At 43.2% G+C, this 18,066-nt stretch carries 18 protein-coding genes; 8 read left to right on the forward strand and 10 right to left on the reverse strand.

Features of this window, described 5'->3' with window-relative positions:
- Positions 1 to 32 precede the first annotated feature (32 nt).
- Positions 33 to 983 carry a ribonuclease Z gene (locus DRB05_RS08765; protein ID WP_193554563.1) on the reverse strand — a complete coding sequence of 317 codons (951 nt, stop codon included), beginning with the start codon at positions 981 to 983 and terminating at the stop codon, positions 33 to 35.
- Positions 984 to 1,086: 103 nt separating this feature from the next.
- Here DRB05_RS08765 and DRB05_RS08770 point away from each other — a divergent pair, with 103 nt between their 5' ends.
- From DRB05_RS08770 to DRB05_RS08795, 6 genes are all read left to right on the forward strand, one after another.
- Positions 1,087 to 1,626, forward strand: coding sequence for an isochorismatase family protein (locus DRB05_RS08770; RefSeq protein ID WP_240036227.1), 540 nt, complete (start codon positions 1,087 to 1,089; stop codon positions 1,624 to 1,626).
- A 44-nt stretch (positions 1,627 to 1,670) separates the two neighbouring features.
- Complete coding sequence (locus tag DRB05_RS08775) at positions 1,671 to 1,934, forward strand: DUF3081 family protein (RefSeq protein WP_128726604.1); 264 nt, start codon at positions 1,671 to 1,673, stop codon at positions 1,932 to 1,934.
- The gene (locus DRB05_RS08780) at positions 1,927 to 2,256 is read left to right on the forward strand and encodes a hypothetical protein (RefSeq protein WP_128726605.1); all 330 of its coding nucleotides are present in this window, start codon (positions 1,927 to 1,929) and stop codon (positions 2,254 to 2,256) included. Before DRB05_RS08775 ends, DRB05_RS08780 begins: the two co-directional genes overlap by 8 nt.
- On the forward strand, positions 2,249 to 3,727 hold the full coding sequence (locus DRB05_RS08785) for a deoxyribodipyrimidine photo-lyase (RefSeq protein ID WP_128726606.1): 1,479 nt from the start codon (positions 2,249 to 2,251) through the stop codon (positions 3,725 to 3,727). Before DRB05_RS08780 ends, DRB05_RS08785 begins: the two co-directional genes overlap by 8 nt.
- A gap of 124 nt (positions 3,728 to 3,851) precedes the next feature.
- Positions 3,852 to 5,456, forward strand: a complete 1,605-nt coding sequence (locus DRB05_RS08790) for an AbgT family transporter (RefSeq protein WP_193554564.1) — start codon at positions 3,852 to 3,854, stop codon at positions 5,454 to 5,456.
- Positions 5,457 to 5,678: 222 nt separating this feature from the next.
- Complete coding sequence (locus DRB05_RS08795; RefSeq protein WP_128726608.1) at positions 5,679 to 6,296, forward strand: glutathione S-transferase family protein; 618 nt, start codon at positions 5,679 to 5,681, stop codon at positions 6,294 to 6,296.
- On the opposite strand, the gene DRB05_RS08800 is transcribed toward DRB05_RS08795, so the two are convergent.
- The 3 genes from DRB05_RS08800 to DRB05_RS08810 form a co-directional block, all read right to left on the reverse strand.
- Positions 6,293 to 6,742: a DMT family transporter gene (locus tag DRB05_RS08800; protein ID WP_128726609.1), complete on the reverse strand. Its 450-nt coding sequence runs from the start codon at positions 6,740 to 6,742 to the stop codon at positions 6,293 to 6,295. The two genes, DRB05_RS08795 and DRB05_RS08800, sit on opposite strands and share 4 nt — an antisense overlap.
- Positions 6,739 to 7,380: a nitroreductase family protein gene (locus tag DRB05_RS08805; protein WP_128726610.1), complete on the reverse strand. Its 642-nt coding sequence runs from the start codon at positions 7,378 to 7,380 to the stop codon at positions 6,739 to 6,741. The genes DRB05_RS08800 and DRB05_RS08805 overlap by 4 nt, the downstream gene beginning before the upstream one ends.
- 61 nt (positions 7,381 to 7,441) lie before the next feature.
- The gene (locus DRB05_RS08810; RefSeq protein ID WP_128726611.1) at positions 7,442 to 8,041 is read right to left on the reverse strand and encodes a Crp/Fnr family transcriptional regulator; all 600 of its coding nucleotides are present in this window, start codon (positions 8,039 to 8,041) and stop codon (positions 7,442 to 7,444) included.
- 53 nt (positions 8,042 to 8,094) lie between these two features.
- Between DRB05_RS08810 and zapE the strand changes: the two genes are divergently transcribed.
- Complete coding sequence (zapE, locus tag DRB05_RS08815; protein WP_128726612.1) at positions 8,095 to 9,183, forward strand: cell division protein ZapE; 1,089 nt, start codon at positions 8,095 to 8,097, stop codon at positions 9,181 to 9,183.
- 122 nt (positions 9,184 to 9,305) lie between these two features.
- On the opposite strand, the gene DRB05_RS08820 is transcribed toward zapE, so the two are convergent.
- A complete protein-coding gene (locus DRB05_RS08820; RefSeq protein ID WP_128726613.1) occupies positions 9,306 to 10,175 on the reverse strand; it encodes a toll/interleukin-1 receptor domain-containing protein in 870 nt (289 codons plus the stop codon).
- Positions 10,176 to 10,769: 594 nt separating this feature from the next.
- Between DRB05_RS08820 and DRB05_RS22945 the strand changes: the two genes are divergently transcribed.
- Entirely contained in the window at positions 10,770 to 11,123 is a 354-nt protein-coding gene (locus DRB05_RS22945) for a hypothetical protein (RefSeq protein WP_240036228.1), read from the forward strand.
- Positions 11,124 to 11,191: 68 nt separating this feature from the next.
- On the opposite strand, the gene DRB05_RS08830 is transcribed toward DRB05_RS22945, so the two are convergent.
- From DRB05_RS08830 to DRB05_RS08850, 5 genes are all read right to left on the reverse strand, one after another.
- Complete coding sequence (locus DRB05_RS08830; RefSeq protein WP_128726614.1) at positions 11,192 to 12,388, reverse strand: alpha/beta hydrolase-fold protein; 1,197 nt, start codon at positions 12,386 to 12,388, stop codon at positions 11,192 to 11,194.
- A 266-nt stretch (positions 12,389 to 12,654) separates the two neighbouring features.
- The gene (locus DRB05_RS08835; protein ID WP_235956688.1) at positions 12,655 to 14,442 is read right to left on the reverse strand and encodes a S41 family peptidase; all 1,788 of its coding nucleotides are present in this window, start codon (positions 14,440 to 14,442) and stop codon (positions 12,655 to 12,657) included.
- Positions 14,443 to 14,572: 130 nt separating this feature from the next.
- Positions 14,573 to 15,469: an AraC family transcriptional regulator gene (locus DRB05_RS08840; RefSeq protein ID WP_128726615.1), complete on the reverse strand. Its 897-nt coding sequence runs from the start codon at positions 15,467 to 15,469 to the stop codon at positions 14,573 to 14,575.
- Positions 15,470 to 15,714: 245 nt separating this feature from the next.
- Complete coding sequence (locus DRB05_RS08845; RefSeq protein ID WP_128726616.1) at positions 15,715 to 16,998, reverse strand: DEAD/DEAH box helicase; 1,284 nt, start codon at positions 16,996 to 16,998, stop codon at positions 15,715 to 15,717.
- A gap of 55 nt (positions 16,999 to 17,053) precedes the next feature.
- Positions 17,054 to 17,968, reverse strand: coding sequence for a 4-hydroxy-tetrahydrodipicolinate synthase (locus tag DRB05_RS08850; RefSeq protein WP_128726617.1), 915 nt, complete (start codon positions 17,966 to 17,968; stop codon positions 17,054 to 17,056).
- Positions 17,969 to 18,066: the final 98 nt, after the last annotated feature.

Below are 18,066 nucleotides of genomic sequence, written 5' to 3' on the forward strand. Positions count from 1 at the left end.
TTATAAAGGGATCTTACCCAAGCTCTTGTACTTTATAAAGAAGGGTCGCCCTGTCTATTTTTTGGTATTGTTAGCATCAGGCCATCTTGGGCAATAACAAGTTTGCCACAGTAATGAATTTCAGCCTCTTCAATAAGAGGCTGCATCATGCCCTCGCCATGATAGCGCACGCTAAAGTGAGTGAGCGCGAGCATGGGTACTTGATGTAGTAGTGCAAATTGAGCGATGCGTTTGGCATCGCTATGTCCTGTATGAAAGCCCACTTTATGAAGATCAGCAGCGGTAAAGGTAGCTTCATGAACAAGTAAATCGACCCCTTTTATCATCTGCGTTAGCAAGCCGGGCTTTTCGTTATCACCACAAATTATTACAACTCGAGGTTGCCAACTATAAAAACTGTAGTCATCTGAGGTTAAAAGTCGGCCTTGGTATTCTACGTCTTGACCCTTTTGCAACAGGTTGTAGTGACCGCCAGACGCAATACCATCTTGCTGAAGTTTGTCTATTTTTAACTTGCGAGGAATACATTTTTCCGTGAGTTTATAGCCAACACTGGGCACTCTGTGTTGTAGCGCTATGATGTCGATATCGCAACATTCAAGCTGTAACTTATCGTTTATTTCTTCAAGTGCGATGGTGATTAAGTCAAAACTTAGCCTCACCTCTGTCAGTGTAAAACAGCTTTGCACAAACTGAATAACGGCCCTCGGCGCAATTAATTTTAGCGGCGCTTTGCGAGAGTTTAACGCCATGGATGAAATGAGTCCGGGTAATCCATAGCAATGATCCCCATGAAGATGGGTTATACAAATCGCTTCGAGATGATATAGGGTTAACTCACTGTGCAGCAGCGCATGCTGGGTCGCTTCGGCGCAGTCAATTAGTACCCAGGCTTTGGTATTTTCAAAGCTTACTGCCGCTGCCGACATGTTACGTTGCTTAGATGGGCTACCTGAAGAAGTGCCAAGAAAATGTACTTTCACGCCAAAACCGTTTACTTTTTAAGTGGGTATACCATTGTACCGAATAAATAACGTAATAGCGAAGCGCGCGTGCTCGCCTTGCAACGTAATCTCTAAGGAGAAGATGATGAATTTGATACCTTCGGACAGCATGATCTTAGTGATCGATATTCAAGAAAAATTTCGTCCTCATATTGAGGTATTTGGCGATATCGAGCGCCAAGTAACCACCCTGCTACAAGCTGCAGAACATTTGGCTGTTCCTGCATTGATTTTTGAGCAATATCCCAAAGGGCTTGGCCATACAGCACCGAGTTTACTTGAATTTGATCTCCCGGTTATCGAAAAAACCGCGTTTAGTGCCTACCACGTTGAATCCTGCAAACAAGCTATTCAAGAATATAAACGCGACACCATCGTCGTGGTTGGCCTCGAAAGTCATATCTGTGTACAACAAACTGTCAATGACCTGCTTGCGGACAATTTCAACGTTGTGATAGTTGCCGATGGTATTTGCTCACGCAATCCAAAACACACTGACTGGGCGCTAATGCAGATGCAAGCAGATGGCGCACGCTTTTTGGCTTTAGAGTCTATTTTATTTCAGTGGCTAAAATCAGCCAAAAATGAACAATTTAAGGCAATTTCAGCGTTAGTTAAGTGATCGGCTAGCACAGTGAAAGCGTATTTCAAGAATCGAGGTGAACGATGAAAAATGAATTAGATAGCAAGTTCTTGTTAACGGTGTTCGAGCATATTCAAAAGCACGGTGAAGTAACCGAGGAAGGCAAACGCTATGAGGGCATAGTGGCCTATTCAGATCCAGATGGTTACACCATATACCTGCAAGGCAGTGGCGTGTTGCTACGCTCTGGGTTTCATAATACTTACCATTTGGACTATGAACACGATAAGCACAAAGACGATTTTATTAAGAAGCTAGATTACATTTTTAAAGAGGCTAATGAGTAGCTTATATCCAAATACCAACCGAGGACGTCGCGTTAGACGTCCCCGCCCCGAAAGCAAACAAACCCGAGCATACCTAAACAAGGTAGTCGAAGCGCTTAGGGAAAATCCAAATAAACTCAAAATAATCAAACAGAACTGCGATGAATTTCGAAAGCAACGCTTTTTAAAACGTGGCTTTTTGCTCGCCATTGAACGCTTTGATTGGGTGTTTGCAGTGGACGATGATGTAGAGCGGATTTGCCAGCAGATCCTCGCCGACGACTACATAGGCAAACGCCTACGCCGTTACCCTTTATTGTTTAAGGGTGTGTTAGATGATTAATCTTGTTTGGCTCAAACGTGACTTAAGAGTGTTCGATCATAGACCACTTTACGAAGCGTGTAATAATGGCAGACCAACCCTAATATTGTATGTTATTGAGCCCGAATACTGGCAACTCCTCGATACCAGCGAAAGACAGTTTCAATTTGTGAAAGAGTCGCTGCTAAGCCTTGCTGAGCAGCTGCAGCTTTTAGGTGGCACGCTGACGGTTCGTCAAGGTGATATCATTGAAATACTAGAAAAGATCCATCAACACATCGCGATAGCAACCCTTTATTGCCATCAAGAAACGGGGAATACTTGGACATTTGAGCGCGATTTGCGTGTTATTGCCTGGTGCAAAGAAAGACACGTATCGTATGAAGAATATCGCCAACAAGCCGTATTTAGGGGGAAAATCAATCGTGATAAGTGGCAACAGCAAGCCGAAGACTGGCTGCAAAGCGACTGTCTACCAACTCCTTCAAAAATCAATTCACTGCTGCAACAACATAGTGGCATTGCACTTTTAAATGACTATCCTGGTAATGACAGCAACTCAGCCCCAAAGCCACAATTAGGTGGACTCAAAGCCGCGCAGCAAACCTTGAATAGCTTTTTTAATTATAGGATAGACAACTACCTATTTGGTATCTCAAGCCCGGTAAAAGCCGTAACCAGTAGCTCCAGACTCAGCCCGTATCTGGCCTATGGTGTGCTAAGCCTCAGGGATGTTTTGCAACAAACTCTTGCACTAAATGTTGACTCAAAACGCAATAAGAGCGGTTTTTTATCCCGACTCTACTGGCATAGCCATTTTGTGCAAAAGCTAGAATCAGAGCCGCTTTATGCAGAGCGTGCTGTGCATGCGTCCTTAATTGATATGCGTACGAGTGAGTTTGATCCGCAACGCTTTGAACTTTGGGCTCACGGTAACACGGGAGTCCCCTTTATAGATGCCTGTATGCGAATGCTGATCACCACAGGCTGGATAAACTTTCGCATGCGCGCCATGTTGATGGCGTTTTCAAGCTATCACCTATGGCTTGATTGGCAAAGGCCTGCCGCAAGACTTGCCACTCTTTTTGTCGATTATGAACCTGGGATCCACTATCCTCAGGTGCAAATGCAGTCAGGCACGACTGGGATAAATCCGTTTCGTATCTATAACCCCATAACTCAGGGACAAAAATATGATCCTGAAGGCCAATTCATTCGCCGCTACATTCCTGAGCTTGATCATGTTCCTACGCATTACTTGCATACACCTTGGCTTTATACTGGTTTAAAAGAAGACCAATACCAGCGCCCTGCCATATTACCCGATGACGCAGCAAAAATTGCCCGTGAAAAAATCTCTACGTTTTATAAACAGCACCTAGATAAAGATGAAACAGGCAGAGTGCGTCACACTCACGCTTCAAGACGTCGTTCAAGTCGTGGGCGCAAAAAGCAAGCGAGTTCTAATAAAAATCAGCTTAAGCTATTCTAACTGATTTGTTTTTGCACAACGCCCCGCCTTTCAACCCAGAAAGAGGACAAATAGCCGCTTAAGCATGACCTCATGTAAAAAAAATGCTAAGGTTGCGCCATTTTTTGGAACTGAGAATTTAGCTATGTCAAATGCTGTAAAGACGCAAGCTGATAGTCAAGACCAACAGGGGCAAAAAGGGGGATTATTTAATCGCTTCTTGGCAACTGTTGAGTTCTTAGGGAATATGCTTCCCCACCCTATTACTTTGTTTGCAATGTTTTGTATCGCCATCGTGGTATTCAGTGGTATTGCCGATTGGATGGGGTTATCTGCCATCGATCCTCGCCCAGAAGGCTCCGCAGGTCGCGACCCCGACGGTGTCATTGAAGTCGTAAGCTTGATGAGTGCTGAGGGTCTGCAACGCATTGTGACTGGTCTTGTGACTAACTTTACTGGCTTTGCACCACTTGGCACTGTACTTGTTGCATTACTTGGGGTGAGTGTTGCAGAGCACTCAGGCATGTTGTCAGCAGCAATGCGTGGTATGGTAATGGGTGCATCAAAACGTTTGGTTACGTTCATGGTTGTGTTTGCTGCTATCTTGTCTAACACCGCATCAGAACTTGGCTATGTTGTGTTGATTCCACTTGCCGCAATGATTTTCCATAGCCTTGGTAGACATCCACTTGCCGGTTTAGCTGCCGCATTTGCTGGCGTATCTGGTGGCTACAGCGCAAACCTATTGCTTGGCACAATCGATCCTCTACTAGCGGGTATTACGACTCCTGCGGCGCAGATGATTGACCCTAATTATCAGGTGGGTCCTGAAGCGAACTGGTACTTCATGATGATTTCAGTATTCCTAATTGCTATCGTGGGAACCTTAGTCACCGAGAAAATCGTAGAGCCGCGCTTAGGAAAATATGATCCGAAAGAAGCAAGTGCTGATTTAAGCGAAAACAATATTGAGAAGCTTTCAGTAAAAGAAAAATCAGGTCTCAAATGGGCGGGTGTATCACTCCTGTTGGTCAGCGTTCTGCTTGCGTTAACCATAGTACCGGAAGATGGTATTTTACGCCATCCGGTAACAGGCGAAGTGGCAGGTTCACCATTTTTAAAAGGGATTGTGGTATTTATCTTTGTTACTTTTGCTATCCCAGGTTTTGTGTACGGCCGCGTAGTTGGCACCATGAAAAATGACCGTGATATCATTGACGCTATGAGCAAAAGCATGAGCTCTATGGGCATGTATATCGTATTGGTATTCTTTGCTGCTCAGTTTGTTGCATTTTTTAAATGGACAAATCTAGGTACTATCCTTGCAATTAATGGCGCTGCATTGTTACAGGCACTCAACCTGACTGGTCCTGAAGTATTTGTACTATTTATTCTTATGTGTGCTCTAGTAAACCTAAGCCTTGGTTCATCATCCGCTCAATGGGCAGTCACTGCACCGATATTTGTTCCAATGCTGATGCTTATCGGCTATGCGCCAGAAACTATTCAAGCAGCGTACCGAATTGGCGATTCAGTCACTAACCTCATCACTCCCATGATGAGTTACTTTGGCTTGATATTGGCGGTTGCGACAAAATACAAAAAAGACATGGGTATAGGTACCCTAGTAGCAACTATGTTGCCGTACAGCATGTTCTTCTTTATCGGCTGGGTAGCGCTATTCTACGTGTGGGTATTTGGCTTTGGCCTGCCTGTGGGGCCAAACTCTCCTATCTACTATACACCGTAGGTAACAGTTTAAAATTATCTAAATGCCAGCATTTGCTGGCATTTTTATTTGTGAAAACCTCAACCCTCACCTAAAGTTGAATAGGAGACAACGAAGAAGGAGCCGATTTTGGATACCAATAACATTGATATTATTGCATTGGTATTGAGCTAACTTCACGTGTTCACTGTTATTTTATGCCCTTTTCCTGAGTGATACACGTGACCTAACATTAGGTGAATTATGTATACACTCTTTTACTACCCACAAAGTGCGAGCCTTGCACCTCATATTTTATTAGAACTCATAGGCGAGCCGTATCAACTTGAACTAGTTGATATCAAAAAAAATGCCAACCGTAGTGCGCAATATTTAAAACTCAGTCCTGCTGGGCAGGTGCCAGCGCTCGTTGATGACGATTTTACCTTATTTGAAAGCGCTGCAATTTCTCAGTACCTTGCAGAAAAACACATCGACAAGCAGCTTATTCCAACTGAGCTAAAACTGAAATCACAGTGCCTGCAATGGATGCATTTTATGAGCGCTTCTATTCACAGCGACTTATTGATGTACACCTACCCAGAACGACATACCCAAAGTGCCTTGATGTATGACGATCTTATTCGCTCGCAGCAAGGTCGATTAGAACAAGGTTTTGGCATCGTAGATGCTCTACTCCAAGACAATCATTACCTGTTTGCAAATCAATTTACGCTATGCGACAGCTATTTATTTATGCTTTGTGAGCGTGCAAAGACATTTTTAGAAAGAACTCCTTCACTTAAAAATTTACGCCGTTATTATCGCCAAATTTCGGCAACACCAGCTATCAACAAAGCCTTAGAAATGGCTGAGTTTTAGCCTGAACGATTAACGTTAATAAGCACAATACCGGTCAGCACAGCAATCACGCCCAAGACCTTTTGTAGGTTAATAGGCGTATGAGGTACACCGAAAAGTCCAAGCTGACCGATCACCATAGCAACCACCATTTGACCACATAAGTAATAAGCCATCAGGTTGCCTATACCCATTTTGGGGATCAAAAAATAGCATAGCCCTACCCCCGTGGCACTTAGCACCCCACCAAAACACCACAAATACCAAGGTACGGCTTTCAGCTCTGACGGGGCTGGCAGCACATTATCAGATACCCGAAAGGCAATAAAGGCATAGAATGCGCTGACGGTAAATGCTACGCCAGCAGCTAATATCGGACTTTTTAACAAGCCGCCAAGTTGTGCATTCATACTCGCTTGCACCGCAATAGCGCCACCTGCGAAAATAGCAAGTAACCCAAAGATCATAACATCATCTCTTCGGTCAGTTGTTCTTGGGTCTTTCTAACCTTTGGTGCAATCGCACTTTTATCTGAAGCACAGCGGATCCCAAGCGGCACAACCAAAACCGTACTTAGCTGCTTTTCAGCAAGGCCCAGTTTTACATCAATCGCTTTTTTCTCAATTCCTGTTATTGGACAAGCATCTATTTCCATACTTGCCGCAGCAACGAGTAAAGTACCTAACGCTAGATGGACTTGCTCTGAGCACCAACGATACTGAGCCTCTGGACCCATCCCTCCAAGCACTTCTTTCATCCCAGCAGCCATCTGAGAATAGACATTATCGCTTAAGCCTCTATTACTCTTAAAGTCGGCCATATACCTGTCTATTTGTCGCTCCAGCGGCGACATGTCTGCTGCAAACAGTAAAAGGTGGCTATTATCTACCACTTTCTGTTGTCCGTAAGAATATGGAAACAAGGCTTGTTTGGTTTTTTGATCTGTAATTTGTAATATTTTGTATGATTGCAAACCATAAGAGGACGCACTCAAACCTGTAAGCTCAATTAATTTGTCTACCTTACTTTGCTCTACTGACAACGGTGAAAATTTGCGGACGGCGTAACGCCAATTTAATAATGATTCTAATTGTGATGTATTCATAAGTTGCTCTCCATTATGTGTTGAGGCAACTTTAACAAGGTGAAGAGCTTGGCTCATTTACCTATGTAAACGAGCCAGAGTTTTTTAACGATTTTCTTATTCGACTTAACTGCGTAGGAGTGATCCCAAGGTGTGACGCTAAATGGTATTGTGGTACACGCTCAGCAAGTTCTGGCTGCTCTTTTAAAAATGAAAGATAACGCTCCGTGGCATCTAACTGCACCATATAAAGTTCTCGCTTATCCTTTTCTAACAACCAGTTCTTCTCAAGATACAATATTTGAAACCGCATTAATTCCGGATTATCCATAAGCAATGCTCTAAACTGTTTAAAATTAATTAGCACAACCTCAGTCGGTTCTAAGGCTTGGATCCCCTGATTAGCTGGTTCAGCACGGTGTAAAGCATGCATCACACCTGGAAACTCCCCAGCTACAAAAAAGCGTTTGTTGTATTCCTGCCCAGCAGCATTGGTGTTTACTAATCTAACTAACCCTTGATGTAAAAATGCAAAAGTTGTTAGGTATTCACCCTCTTGGTATAGCCACTCATCTTTCTTGAGTAGTTTGATGCTGGTGATCGCAGCAATAGCGGACCAGGTTTCTTGAGAAAGTGGATAATAGGCGTCTACTGCTTGTTTTAATCTTGTTAGTGCATCCATGAGTTCTAGCTTTATGATATTATTCGGATTAACTATTCCTATTTGCAGTGTCTATGTCAATCTCTAGCCATTACCAAGCACAAATTGAATGTGGAAATCTTACTCCTGATGCAGCGCAGCAAGCTGCAATTTCAGCGTTAGATACCCTTTCTCATTCACTCGCTAGTGGTCATTCGACTAAAGGCATCTATTTTTATGGCCCTGTCGGGCGTGGCAAGACAATGCTGATGGATTGGTTTTATGAATTCACTAACGTCACAGATAAAACTCGCCTTCACTTTCATCACTTTATGCAGCAGGTGCATAAAGAACTCAATCAGATACAAGGCGTGAAAGACCCTTTAAAGCGGATCGCCAAAAATTGGGCAGAGCACACTTCGTTATTGTGCTTTGATGAATTTTTTGTCACCGATATCGGCGATGCCATCATCATGGCGAGATTGTTTGAAGCCCTTTTTGAAGCCGGCGTGACCTTAGTTGCAACCTCTAATTGTCACCCAACCGAGTTATATAAAGATGGATTACACCGAGACCGCTTTGAGCCGACGATAGCACTGCTTATAAGTCACTGCAATGTGATATCAGTGTGTGGTGAGACAGATCACCGATTTAGCAAAGGCACAAAGGCAAACCACTACTTCGTCAGTGATCAACAAGCGTTTTGGGCCGCCTTTACTAATGCAGGTGGCATATTCAAACCGGGCGTCCTGGAGATTAATCATCGTCTAATTAACGTGCTTGGCGCAAATGAAAGCATCGCGTGTTTTGATTTTATGGAGATCTGCTCAAGCCCTCGCGCTACCAATGACTATATCGAACTTGCACAGCAATTTAGCTGTATTTTTATCTCTGAGTTACCGCTACTGGGTGTTACTCCTGAAAACAAAGATGTAGCGCAAGGAACTGAGGAAGGCTATATCCGCCCAAGTGATACAACACAAGCTAGAATTGGTGATGATGAAGCCAGACGCCTGATTGCGCTTATCGATGAGTGTTACGAAGCCAAAGTACTGGTTGTCTTTTTGGCAGATGCGCCGATTGAGCAAATTTACCAAGGAGAGCAACTGGCATTTGCATTCGCTCGCTGTATTAGTCGAGTGACAGAAATGCAAAGTTGGTCTCTTAAACCTGAAGGCCTTTAGGTACATGTTATACCAAGCGCTACCCTACTGCATATAATCTGACTGTGCTATGAGCGGACTGTGGTAACGCTTACAGCAGCGGCGAGTGTAAAGAATCCGCTGACCACATTTGTTATACCAATTTACATATTGTAGTACTTTGTTCCAAAGCTCACAGATAGCGGAGCTCCATCATATAAACAACTTGCGGTAACTTTCATTCGCTTTTTGTGATCATAATATGTATGGAAATCAGTTCTTTTCCTGACGAGCTCTAGTTCGTGAATGCCGATACTTAAAGCTCCTAATAAAGCTTCACTGTTGAAGTCTTCACTTTGTGAATGTGGTTCCGTTTGGAGCAAATCTACTTCCACAAAACTCACAAAATTTCCTTCTCCCCATAACACCATTTTACAGAATTCATTCTCAACAATTATATTTCGAGCTTCATTTGCTTGCACACCAACTATCTTTTCCACGTCGCTCAATACCATGCCAAGATACTGATAGGGCCGATGAAATGGGGCGGACATAATCGGTAGGCCTATCATGTTTGCAGAATCTAAAGATTGGCCTAAGTTTGATGCCGTCAGTGGAGCAACAACATTATTATTAAAGACTACCCCCATACTGGTAACTAGTCTTTTCAACTCATCATCGTATGAATCAATGTTCGAAAAATTACTGTACAGCTTTCCAACAAGAAAACTTGGCAAGTCAACATCTTCAAGAATTATTGGTAGAATTTTTATCTTTCCTGCGATCTGATAATTCATAGCCACATCAAGCTCACTTACGACCCAAGGGGCTTTAACTGAATTACATGATAGGATTACAGCAAAATAGTCTACGTTATCAATTCCCTCTCTAATTTTTTGTACAAGGGAATCACCGATTTTCATTTCTGCTTCATCTAACCAAACTCTTATGCCATGACTTTCTATATCAATAGCGAGACGCCTAACAAAATCCTTATCCTTATAATTGTGACTGAGAAATACGCTCGTGTCCATCCCCCCTCCTAATTGGTACAACATTTAGTATTTATGCGACACGTACTTTGTGGTGCATATTCGCTTGTTGGACTGAGCCTCTACCTGCTCGGTGTGTCAAAGTTGATGTTGCTTATGCTATGACTTAATTTAGAAAAAATAGACTTTTTAGAGGCTCTAGCGCTCATAGCTAGTTTGACCGGCTAATCTATTATTAATCAAGCTGCCTCTGCATTGCTCAGTGCTTAGTATGCCTCCATTACACCTAATTTAGCCAGATAAACTGCGACATTTTTACACACCTCATACCCGCTCAGAACAATTAAGAAAATTAACAGGTTGATTTAAAAAGTAAACCTAGTAGCTAACCTCGCACAGCTTTGCTCACTGTCCGTAGAACATCATAGCAGCAATATAAATGTAGACTAAAAGCTATGCTCTAACAGCGACACTTCCTCCCTCGTCACACCCTCAAGACATCAACCAATTAACTTATTTCGCGCAGGGAAGCGCAAAAAAGCATAACAGGGCCAAGGACGGTCCTTTTATGCTGGTAATGTTAAAATTGGCTGATGACTTGAGGCTCCTGGTGTGATGCTGGGAGTGCCTTTTCTTTTGCATACTTTTTCTTTGGGCAAGCAAAGAAAAGTATGTCGGCGCCCATGGACGGGCGCAGAAATCCGTCACGAGGACAACAGGCCCAACACACCAAGCATTAAAGGTGGCAGTCCTGTTTCTCTACTTGCTATCTCTTGTTCTACTTATTTACTCAGCTATCTAGGCCAATACGGAAAATGCGATATCGAAGTCACAAACATCATTGAAGGCCTTAATGCGGTGACCGTTGAGTATCTACATCCTTGCGTTGATCAGCAAGGTAACTCGGATGAAAAAGAAAATAAACAAAAGCTTATGACACTGTTTGAGTTTAGCGGCGGAAAAATAAAGCGCATTCGCCACTATTTTTAAGTGGTAATAAATACCCAACAAATAGACCACATCGACTACCTAAGTGGTCTATTTACGCATTTTGATTGTCACTCACCAAGTAGTTTAGTTAACCGCTCTTTGCGAGCAACAAAGACATCGTAGCCACCATCACCCTTCGATGACAATGCCAGCGCTTTGTTTACTTGCTCTAAAGATGCTTGGTATTGTTTGTCGGTTTCATAGCCATATGCTAAGCCGTTGTAGGCATCTGCATTATTTGGATAGCGTGAAACGCCAAACTTAAACAACTTAATTGCTTCTTTTACGTTACCCACGCTTACGTGGTAATAGCCAAGTTCTCTGATCACGGCTTCCTGAGGCTCAAAAACCTCGCCATATTGAGCGGATAGTTGTTGATAATACTTAGTAATAGAGCTTAATTCACCAGTATACGCACGCGCAGGCATTTGGGTTGGCAAAAACAGCTTTTGATACGCGCTAAACATACCAGCTGCAGACACAAGTCCATGAGGAACATTGTCGTAGGCCTCACTGAAAAAGCGCAAATCTTGTGGTTGATTCTCTGCTAAAAAGCGCGCCATATCGTCGTACCTTTCGCGCATCACGCCGCCTTCCTCACCAATTGTGATATATAGAAAGTTATCTAACTGCTTCGTTTTGGAAATAAACGCTTTAGTACTCTTTGCTGTCGCGCCAAAGTTCCACCATACCGCTGGACTATAAGCTATATGTGCTTGAAATAGCTCAGGCTTTGCCTGCAAAGCATAAAGCGCAAAAGTACCCGCTGCAGATGCACCTGCAATAACTTTAAAATCATGAGTGCGATAGGTCTGGTTCACATAAGGAATAAGCTCAGTCTCGATAAACTCTAAAAACTTGGGTGCTCCTCCACCAATATCCATAGGTCCTGCAGGCTCTTTATTCTTAGTTGGATAGAGATCTCTTAACCTGTCTGTATTTTCGATTGCAACAATAATAACTTCAGGTGCCGCAGAAACGTTTGCTCCGTGCAAACGCTCAAGTACTGCGGTCATCAACGGAAGGTTGCCTTTACCATCAAGGCGATAAATCACAGGGTATTCTTTATTGGGGTTGGTGTGATAGCTTTTGGGTAGTTGAATTGTAAAAGTTCTCTTTTCATCAAGCACTTTTGACATCAAGGTTTTTGTTTGTTGCTCATATCCTTGCTTTGTCTTTTCTTCGGACTCGGCCATCGCTGCTCCCGAAAAGAAAGCCGCAAAAATCACAGCAAACAAGCACCGAACTGCGTTACCTATTTTCATTATTATTATTCCATTTATTTGATTTCACTAACAAAGCTAGCATAACGGTTCAGGAATTGATAGCACCCCTCGTCCCTCTTTTTGCAGGCTTACGTTTGAGATAGTCTGCGCATGCACTTAAACGGAGAAATACAGCAAAGCGGCAATCACAAAGAAAACAACCCACTCAAAAAACACCGGCAACAATAACGCTGCCGGAATTATCATTTATGCCACTTCCTTTTATGGTTTGACCTAAAAAAGCGCTCAACTAACGCAATGGTTGGTTACTTACTCAAACCATCGACGTTTTTATCCAATACACTATAAATGGCTTTCATGGCGGGATCTACACCATTGAAGTAGCTCGTAGAGTCTGGCAATACCGGCATATGTGGTGCAATCCAAATACGGTGGTCTTCTGCGCGAGAAGTTTGATGAAACTGCGACGAAACGAGCCCAAACACCCCACTGAACGGTAAACGGAACCTTCCAGCTTCACCAATATGATTTGGCCGAGAGCCACTTGGTTCTCCAACCAAGATTGCATTGGTAAAACTATCGATATTGGTTAAGAGGTTTTGCGCTGCTGAAAAGGTATTACGTCCCATCACTACAAATAACTTGCCTGCTGGCTTTGCCGCTTCAAAATAAATAAGCGCCTTTAGTAATGGTGGTAAGATGGAGCCATTGCCACCACTATTGTGTCGTAAATCCAGCACCAAGTGGCTTACTTCAGCGTGTTTTATTTTCTCTATCAACTCCGCACTAAATTGCGCTAGCGACTGCGTTTTCATCTGTGCAACGGCATTAAACTGTACGTACAAAATCCCATTGCTCTTATCCACTTCGTACCAATAAGGTTTAGTGACGTTTTGCAGATATTGTGGGCTTTTTTGATGATTTTCTGGCAAAGTCGGAAAGCCGCGAAATTCAAATGTTCGACCTCTAAGGCGAATGGTCTTTTGCATATTCTGTGCATTTTCTACCGTGATAGACGCCTCATTTGACGCATCGCTTAACTCTAGTCCTGCGAGTACTTCGGGCATGGCGAGGTAATAAGGCGCAAGCCAAAGCTGCTGCATTTCATTATCTCGTGGATTAATTTCGGCAACTTTCGCCATTGCTTCTGCGGTTGGTGTTTGTCCAAAGGCTGTGACTTTATGGCCGATTAAATCACTAAACTCAGCTTCAGCATCAACAATGTAAAGGCCATCGATAAAGGCATAAAACTGCACTGGCAAACGAGTGAAATTCCCTTTTTCTCCGAAGGTCGGTACGATAAAGTTATGCCCGTTACCAAGCCTGCCTATCATTTGCATCATACCGAAGACAATTTGCTGATCAGTTAACTTGGGTATATCTGAGCGCAAATTATTTGCCAATGTAATTAAATCCGGGTTGTTACTTGCCTGTTCGTTAACATGCAATCGCTTAATTTCTGAGAGTAAGAAATCTAAATCCGCATTCCACTGTTGCTCTCGGGTGAGCGAAGTGTCTTTATAATTACCTGTAAGGTGCTGAAATTGCTGGTTACCTTTGATGGGGTCGAAAACACTTTTATTTGCTAAGCTACTGCGTTCGTCATACCGCGCTGACAAAGACTTACTCAGCCACTCATTAGCTTCATCCACTTTACTTAGCGCGGCATACGCGCCTGCAATCTTTATCATAATGTCATTTGAGGGGCGTGAACCAGTAGGTACATTGGTTAGGTTTACGCCCAGTGACAACGCCTTTTTCAGCGCAATGATAGCTTGCTCATATTGCGCTAATTGTATTTGCGTTAATCCCAATAGATACCAAGTGTCTCCGTCATCTTGATACGACCTAGTGAGCTTTTGTAGTTGTGGTAACGCCTGTTGCCAATTTTTGCTGCGTACCAACGCTAGTGCATTTATCCGTGTATTTAGATAATCCACTGGGGATTGAACATTTAGTTGCTGAGCAACATGCGCTTGTTCGCTCGTTGATGTCAGCGCCCGAATAGGTTCAGCCTTTGCAGGCTGCGCGATAAACAAACTACTAAAAGCCAGGCAAGTGGCCACATGAGTGAGAAAACTTGAATACATCATCTTTATCCTTGTTATCGATTTAACCCAAGATTACCTATAACGACTTAATATGGCGTGCAATATCAGGATTTTGTACTTCTACAACTCTTAACAAACACTCAAAAAAAGGCTAAGCAATTGTTTAATATACTTATATTAATTTTGAAAATTGACTCGGAGTGTAACCCGTTTGCCTTTTAAAAACACTGTTAAACGAGGATTTTGAGTTAAACCCAGCATTCATTGCTAGCGCTAACAAGTTGGGCGTTATTTGCTTTTCGCACTGCAGTTGCTGTTTTACCTCATCGACCCGCAGGCTATTGATATACTCATTAAAGTTGTAACCACCACAAGTATTGATGGCCCAAGAGATATCCTTTACCCCAAGTCCAACTACCTCAGCAACATCGTGAATAGTCAATCGTGGCTGGCGATATAAATAGTGCTGCATAATCGTGTTATGAATTGCATTGAATATCTCGGTTGGATCCTCTAACTGTTTATTCGCCTTATTGAGCGTTACTTCTTGAGCTTGCGTTATCGAATCTTCGAGGTGTGGTTGATTGTGTACTTTGACAACTAGGTAAAGATTAATTGCAAGTAACCACACTAAGTCAATAAAATACCAGAGTGCTTTAGTGCTGATACCGTTGTATGTTTGCATATTAAGCCTGACCAAATCCACCAGAGCAAAGATCATAAACAAGACAACCGTTGTTCTGATCCATTGTAAATCGCGCGTACTGACGTCCGCTCTGATCTCCGCGGATGCTCGCTGGTAACTACCAACAAGTTGTACCGTAAAAGCAAAATAAATCAACTGACTAACTGTACCAAACGCAATCACAAGCGGGGTGTATTCAGTAAATGGAAGCGCCAGCAAAACAGGTAAGAAATGGACTAACCTTCGCTCTTGCTTATGTTGATTGGCGTGCAGTAAATTTTTAAACAGAAAATAGACTAAAGGCCCAGTAGCTAGGGTAAATACAGGCGTGATAAGTAAATAACTTCTAACCCCTAACGTTTCTTCAGCGAAGTTGGTTGCCATCAGCACACATTGAAATAACAAATAAATGACGAGCATTCGTGCGCGTGGTTGATTGGCAAAAATTAATATTGCGAGGAGATAAGCCCCAACAGAGACGAGTTGAATTCCATTAACTGGAACAATGTGAAATGACTGAAGCACAAGCCGTATTTTTATAATTATTTTTCGCTATTGTACGCCACATTGGCTAAAAACAACAACGCCAGCGTGCTAGCTGGCGTTGTAAATAAAGCAAAAAAACAATCTTACTTCTTCTTTTGCTGCTTACGTACATTTGCAATACGAGAGCGGTTTTTTAATCTTGCTTCTGCACTGGCTTGATTCGAAGGCTTATTCACCCGCGCCTTACGACGTTGATGCGCTGGTTTCTTCTGGATTGTTTCAACCAGTCTTTCACGGTTTGCCACTTCGTAGCCTGGCAGATAATAGCGTGAAATTTGCTGCTCGATTAACTGCTCAATATGAATAAGATCAGATTCTTCTTCACGGCTTACAAAGGTGATCGCATAACCAAACTGACCAGCACGACCAGTTCTTCCGATGCGGTGAACATAATCTTCGGCAAGATAAGGCACATCGTAGTTAACCACACGTGGCAGACCAACGATATCCAATCCGCGGGCTGCGACTTCGGTTGCAACCATCACGCGTACTTTGCCTTCGGTGAACTCTCTTAAAGCGCGACGACGAGCGCCTTGAGTTTTATCGCCATGACATACATTTGCATCTATGCCATCCAGCTTTAGCTCTTCAACTAGCTTGTCTGCGGTTTCTTTCATATTGACGAACACCAGCACTTGTTGCCAATTTTTGGTCCCGATAAGCTCTGATAGTAACTCGCGCTTACGTTCTTCTTTAACTGGATAAACAACGTGGCGAACCGTGTCGGCCGTACTATTTTCAGGCGTCGCTTGGATTAATTTAGGGTGATCCAAGACTTGTTTCGCGAACTGTTTCATTGCCGACGGGAAAGTTGCAGAAAACAACAATAGCTGCTTTTGTTTATCCACCAGCTCAATGATTTTTTGCATGTCGGTGATAAAGCCCATGTCTAACATGCGGTCGGCTTCATCTAAGACTAAATGTTTAACGTTACTTAACGTGACATTACCTAAGCGGATATGATCTAACAAGCGCCCAGGGGTCGCTACTAAAATATCCACGCCCTGCTTTAAGCGCTCAGCTTGGCCATTGGCGTTAACCCCGCCAAATAGTGCCTGCACTTTTAAGTCTGTGTACTTTGTAAATGTCGCACAGTTGTTGGCGATTTGCTCGGCAAGCTCACGCGTTGGCGCTAAAATCAACGCTCTTGGCGTCGACTGTGCTTCAGCCTCAAGCAATTTTTGGATGATAGGCAAGGCAAAAGCTGCGGTTTTCCCAGTTCCAGTTTGCGCTGTTGCGAGCACATCACTACCTTGACGGACAGCTGGGATAGCCGCCTGTTGAATTGGCGTTAATGTATGAAAATTGATGTCTTGCAGCGCATCTAAAAGAGGCTGTGCGAAACTAAATGAAGAAAACGTTGCCATAATAACCTACGACCGAGTCAAAAACGGTCGCAGATTATAAATGACAAACCGACTTTTAACAAAACTTAAGCAAGGTTTCGTCAATTAATTTTGCTGTCGAGCCGACAAAGTCACTTTCTTTTAACTGAGAAAGGAGTTCAATCCCCTCTTTTTGCTGTGCTTGCGACAGTGGTACATAAGGCAACCTAAATACCGGTTTGACCGCGCCTGTCATAATCAAAGCCGAATTGATAGCAATTGGATTTGGTTCGCAGAAGAGCCAGTTCATTAACGGTTGCAGTGACTGGTTAAGCGCTTGGTTAGGCGTATCCATCAGTTGTCTGAATAAGCCCGGAATGATGTTTGAAGCAACTGAAATAACACCGTGAGATTGGCTGTTATGGCGGCTATCGTGAGCTTGGTCGTCGTTACCTGACCAACACGCAATGCCTTTCGCTTCATAGTGCGCGATACGCTCATCACCCGCACATTCTTTCATGCCGACGAAATGTTTATGACCTGCTAGTGGCTCAATAATATCTGGTGTTAGATCTTGTCCAGTTCTGCCCGGTACGTTGTAGATGAAAGCCGGGCCGATCTCCAATACTTCGTTTAAGTGCGCTTTTACTCCCGCAATTGAAGTTTTACCATAGTACGGATTGATCTGCAGTGCGCAGTGCATCCCTGATGCAAAGCCATATTCCGTTGCTTTTTTTGCTTCGCGGGTATTATTACTGCCAGTATTTCCGACGATTAGCAGCTTATCACCAAACTTATTTGCCGAGTGGGCAATCAGCATTAGGTGTTCTTCCCAATTCATCAATTGCCCTTCGCCAGTTGTCCCAGCAACGACAATACCATCAACGCCCGCTGCAATTTGCGCTTCAACAAGCTTGTCATAGGTATCTAAGTCAATTTCACCAGCCATAGTGTAAGGTGTTTTGATCGCGGTAATTAAACTCGCTTTTTTTATTGATTGAATTTGATGCATGGTCTTTCTATTACTCTTCCAGTTGACAGCCATTTTTACCATAAATATGACTGAGATCCGACCCATTAAACCCAGTAAATCAATTAAAACCAATGAAT

Origin of the sequence: Pseudoalteromonas sp. A757, assembly GCF_004103285.1 — a bacterium.
In the GTDB taxonomy this organism is placed as follows: Bacteria; Pseudomonadota; Gammaproteobacteria; order Enterobacterales; family Alteromonadaceae; genus Pseudoalteromonas; species Pseudoalteromonas galatheae.